Source organism: Hydrogenivirga sp. 128-5-R1-1, assembly GCF_000171895.1.
This window is the reverse complement of the sequence record NZ_ABHJ01000067.1, coordinates 1-3,635: the sequence shown is the minus strand read 5'-3', so window position 1 is coordinate 3,635 and position 3,635 is coordinate 1. Positions and strand designations below refer to the sequence as shown.

The 3,635-nt window shown below is 31.7% G+C and carries 5 protein-coding genes and 1 pseudogene; 4 read left to right on the top strand and 2 right to left on the bottom strand.

The features are described from left to right. From HG1285_RS19775 to HG1285_RS05355, 4 genes and pseudogenes are all read left to right on the top strand, one after another. Nucleotides 1-182: pseudogene (locus tag HG1285_RS19775) on the top strand (bifunctional N-acetylglucosamine-1-phosphate uridyltransferase/glucosamine-1-phosphate acetyltransferase); the annotation flags it as partial. Further along, nucleotides 166-1,032, top strand: a complete 867-nt coding sequence (locus HG1285_RS05345; RefSeq protein ID WP_008288416.1) for a peptidylprolyl isomerase — start codon at nt 166-168, stop codon at nt 1,030-1,032. The pseudogene HG1285_RS19775 and the gene HG1285_RS05345, both read left to right, overlap by 17 nt. Before the next feature lie 5 nt (nt 1,033-1,037). Next, nucleotides 1,038-2,045, top strand: coding sequence for an anthranilate phosphoribosyltransferase (gene trpD, locus HG1285_RS05350; RefSeq protein ID WP_008288415.1), 1,008 nt, complete (start codon nt 1,038-1,040; stop codon nt 2,043-2,045). A 19-nt stretch (nt 2,046-2,064) separates the two neighbouring features. Beyond that, nucleotides 2,065-2,850 (top strand): SDR family oxidoreductase, encoded by a 786-nt coding sequence (locus tag HG1285_RS05355; RefSeq protein WP_008288414.1) that lies wholly within the window; start codon nt 2,065-2,067, stop codon nt 2,848-2,850. Here HG1285_RS05355 and HG1285_RS05360 read toward each other — a convergent pair. After that, on the bottom strand, nt 2,847-3,338 hold the full coding sequence (locus tag HG1285_RS05360; protein WP_032496847.1) for a hypothetical protein: 492 nt from the start codon (nt 3,336-3,338) through the stop codon (nt 2,847-2,849). The genes HG1285_RS05355 and HG1285_RS05360 overlap by 4 nt on opposite strands. Then, on the bottom strand, nt 3,325-3,635 hold a 311-nt coding region (locus HG1285_RS05365; RefSeq protein ID WP_008288412.1), incomplete at its 5' end, for a sigma-70 family RNA polymerase sigma factor. The genes HG1285_RS05365 and HG1285_RS05360, both read right to left, overlap by 14 nt.

Genomic DNA, 3,635 nt, shown 5'->3' with positions numbered 1-3,635 from the left:
TTATAGGAAGTGATACAATGCTTGTTGCACCTATAACTATAGGAAAGGAAGCTTACACAGGTTCAGGTTCTGTTATAACAAAAGACATTCCCGATAAAGCTCTGGCAGTAGAAAGAGCAAAGTTAAAAATAATAGAAAATTATGCAGAGAGGAAGAAGAAAAGAGATGAAAAAAGTTGTTAATTTGATTTTAATTTTATGCTTAATTTCAATAAGTGTATATTCTAAAGAAAAAGAAGTTTTACTTGACAAAATTGTAATTATTGTAAATGATAGACCTGTATTAAAATCTGAAGTAGAACTTGCAAAAAAATGGTTTAATATCTCTTCAGATAAAGAAGCTGCCCAAAAATTAATTGACCATATACTCCTTTATCAAGAAGCAAGGAAAAAAGGTATAAAAGTAATGCCTCAGGAAATAAAGGCTGCAATAGAAAGAATTTCAAAAGCAAATAAAGTAAGCTCGATAGAAGAATTTAAAAAACTTTTGCAAAAACAAGGTATAGCCTACAATGAATTTTATGACCTTATAAAAAGAGAAATTGCAATTAATAAATATGTTCAATTTGTTATAAAACCAAAAATTCTTGAAAACTCAAAAGAAGCTGTAGAAGAAACTTACAGGAAGGTTAGGATTATATACTTAGATAAAAAAGACCCTGACTTTAAAAATAAATATGAAATCATAAAAAACAATCTTACAAAAAATACATTTGAAGAACTTGCAAAAAAATATTCCGATGACTCAATAACAGCTAAAGAAGGAGGTCTTTTAGGAAAAATAAAAAAAGGAGAAGTTGTAGATTATTTAGATAATGCTGTATGGAGCTCAAAAGTTGGAGAAATAAAAAAGGTTAAAACTGATAAAGGGATTTACTTCATTTATATAGAAAGTGAAGAAAAAAAATTTGTACCCAAAGACATAAATACAAAAGATATAATTAATAAATTAAATGAAGAAATGAAACTTCTCATAAAAAAACTAAGAGAAAAGGCAGTAATAGAGTATATTGATAAATCTCTTAAAGGATAGGAACAATGGTAAAAGAATTAATCAAAAAAATATCAGAGTTTAAGGATTTAGAAAAAAATGAAGTTGAAACTCTTTTTAGAGACTTAATGGAAGGAAAGCTTACAGATGCACAGATAGGGGCTGTTTTAATTGGTCTTAAAATGAAAGGTGAAACTGTTGAAGAGATAACACAGGCAGCAAAAATAATGAGAGAAAAAGCAGTAAAAGTGCCTGTTAAAGATAAATCAAGATTAGTTGATACCTGCGGGACAGGTGGAGATAAAGTAGATACATTCAATGTTTCAACTATTACAGCATTTGTAATCGCAGGAGCAGGTGCAAAAGTTGCAAAACACGGCAATCGCTCAGTTTCTTCAAAATGTGGAAGTGCTGATATAATGCAGGCTCTTGGAGTCAACATTGAAATGCCTCCGCAGGCGGCAGCAAAAGCTATAGAAGAAGCTGGTCTTGCGTTTTTATTTGCACCTATTTACCATCCTGCAATGAAAAATGTTATAAAACAAAGAAGAGAACTTGGAGTAAGAACAATATTTAACATACTTGGGCCCTTATCTAATCCAGCTGAAGCTAAGTATCAACTAATGGGCGTTTTTGATGAGAAATTAGTTGAGCCACTTGCAAAAGTTTTAAGACTTCTTGGAATAGAAAGAGGTTATGTGGTTCACGGTAAAGAAGGGCTTGATGAAGTTTCCATTACAACAGAAACAGTAGTTGGTGAAATAAACGGAGATGAAATATCTGTATATACTGTAAAACCTGAAGATTTCGGTCTTAAAAGGGCAAGTTTAAATGAAATAACCGGCGGAGACATAGAATGTAATCTTAAAATAGCTTTAGATATACTTGAAGGAAAAGATAAAAGTGCAAAAACTGATTTTGTAGCATTAAATGCTGGATTTGCATTATCGGCAGCAGGTGTTGTAGATAATATAAAAGAAGGTATTGAGCTTGCAAAGGAAAGTATTTATTCAGGTAAAGCTTATGAAGTTTTGGAAAAATTAAGAAATTTATAATAAAGGAGAGGTAAAGTAAATGGAATGTAAACCACTTAAAGGAAAACTTGCGTTTATTACAGGAGGAAGTAGAGGAATAGGAAGAGCTATAGCTCTAAAACTTGCCGATATGGGAGCAGATGTAATTGTAAATTACTACAAAAACAAAGAAAAAGCTGAAGAAGTAGTAAAAGAGATACAGGCTAAAGGTCAGAAAGGATATACTTTACAGGCAGATTTTGGTAAAAAAGAAGACATTGATAAAGCGTTTGACTGGATAAAAGAAGAGTTTGGGTATCTTGACATTTTTGTTAGTAATGCAGTTGCCTCAGGTAGAGAAGTAGTTGGAGGGTTCGCACCATTTTTAAGACTCAAAGAAAGAGGAACTAAAAGAATATATGATATTACAGTTTTTGGATTTATATGGTCTGTTCAAAAAGCAGTACCTTTAATGGAAGGAAGAAAAGGAAAAATCATAGCTATATCTTCAACAGGAACAAAAGATTACATGCCAAACTATGCAATACACGGCTCAGCAAAATCTGCACTGGAAGCACTTGTTAGATACGCAGCTGTAGAACTTGGAGAAAAAGGTATAAATGTAAACACAGTATCAGGAGGGCCTATAGATACAGAAGCTATTCAGCTTTTCCCTAACTATGAGGAAGTTAAAGAAGGTACTATAAAACTAACTCCCCTAGGCAGAATGGGAATGCCAGAAGATATAGCAGGGGTAGTTGGATTTTTATGTACAGAAGATGCCCAGTGGATACAGGGACAAACAATAGTGGTTGACGGAGGTCTATCACTTGTAAGGGGTCGTTAGTTTTCTAATGACCCTTTTTTCAACATTTTTGTAATATGACCAATTGTCATAGCTATATCATTTATGCCTTTTTTTATATCGGCATTTAAGTATCTTGAAGATTTTGGATTGTCTATAAACATTTCAATCTGAAGCAAATTGTTTCCTATTAAGTCTAAAAGATGCTGTCCTTCTATATTAAGTTCTTCAGTAAAAATTGGAATTTGTTCTGCAATAGATGGCAGTGTAAAAAGTATCCATGCAAGGCTTTCTGAAGATACTATAAAAATATTTCTTATCCTTTCATAATCTTCTACTTCTTCCAAATGATTAATTAATTGATTTGTCTTTGCAAGTCCAGTAGCAAATTTTTCCAGTATCTCAATACTACTTTCATAAGACGGTGGAGAATTACTCTCTAAAAGCTTATTCATTTTTTCTCTATTTGAAAAAATAAAGTACTCTAAATCTCCAATTAAAAAATCAACGTACATTTCACTTTTCTTCATTTTTATGAACATATTTAGAAATTAACTTTCTTAATTTTAGCATAGTTTTTGTATGAATTTGGGAAATTCTGGATTCTGTTAGTCCTAAGACCTCTCCTATTTCTTTCATAGAAAGCTCTTCATAATAATACAAAGTTATAACCAATCTTTCCCTTTCATCTAACTTTGCAATTGCATCAGCCAATATTTTTTTAAGTTGTTTTTGTTCAACATATTTGTCCGGAGTATCGTCGTTAATTGCTATTATCTGCCATAACTTTGTATCGCTATCTTCATCATTTCCTACATTTGTTTCTA